Origin of the sequence: Streptomyces sp. NPDC058052, from assembly GCF_042885515.1 — a bacterium.
Lineage (GTDB): Bacteria > Actinomycetota > Actinomycetes > Streptomycetales > Streptomycetaceae > Streptomyces.
In genome coordinates this window covers 1-1,004 of record NZ_JBHVRX010000113.1, presented here as the reverse complement: position 1 = coordinate 1,004, position 1,004 = coordinate 1, and the positions used below count along the sequence as shown (strand labels likewise).

Annotated in this window: 1 protein-coding gene; it reads left to right on the top strand. The window is 36.4% G+C overall.

Features of this window, described 5'->3' with window-relative positions:
• Positions 1 to 1,004 (top strand): bifunctional UDP-N-acetylglucosamine diphosphorylase/glucosamine-1-phosphate N-acetyltransferase GlmU (gene glmU / locus ACFVU3_RS40295; protein WP_390073747.1); only part of this gene is annotated, 1,004 nt, incomplete at both ends.

Here is a 1,004-nt window from a genome sequence, read left to right as displayed (position 1 = left end):
GGGGACAACTTTAGTTGTGTGTGGTGATACGCCGTTAATCACATCTAAGACGTTAGAATCACTTATCGACCAACACGAAAGTACAGAAGCACAAGTAACTGTATTATCTGCATCAACTCAACAACCGTACGGATATGGTCGAATTGTAAGAGATTCCAACCATCAATTAGAACGAATTGTTGAAGAAAAAGACGCAAATGAAAACGAACGTGCGATTAAGGAAATTAGTTCTGGTATTTTTGCTTTTGATAATAAAGAGCTATTTGATAAATTAGCACAAGTCAAAAATGATAACGTTCAAGGTGAATATTATTTACCTGATGTTTTATCGCTTATTTTAGACGATGGTGGTAAGGCAGAAGTGTACCATACAGATGATTTTGACGAAATCATGGGTGTCAACGATAGAGTTATGTTAAGTCAGGCTGAAAAAACTCTACAAAAACGTATTAATCATTACCATATGAGAAATGGCGTAACTATTATTGACCCAGATTCAACATTTATCGGTCCTGATGTAGAAATAGGTGCTGACACAACAATAGAACCAGGTGTACGTATTGGTGGCCGTACGATTATCGGTGAAGACGTATTAGTTGGTCAATATTCTGAAATTAATAATAGTACAATTCGTTCGAATGCTAACATCAAACAATCTGTCATTAACGATTCAGTTGTAGGAGAAAAAACAAAAGTTGGGCCATTTGCTCAGTTAAGACCTGGCTCAAATCTTGGCGCAGATGTAAAAGTTGGCAACTTTGTTGAAGTTAAGAAATCAGATCTCAAAGATGGCGCAAAAGTTTCACATCTTAGCTATATTGGTGATGCTGAAATTGGTGAAAGAACAAACATTGGCTGTGGTTCTATAACTGTTAATTACGATGGGGTAAATAAATTTAAAACGATTGTAGGTAACGATGCGTTTATTGGTTGTAATACTAACCTCATAGCCCCTGTAACAGTAAATGATCACACCCTTATTGCAGCTGGTTCAACAATTACAG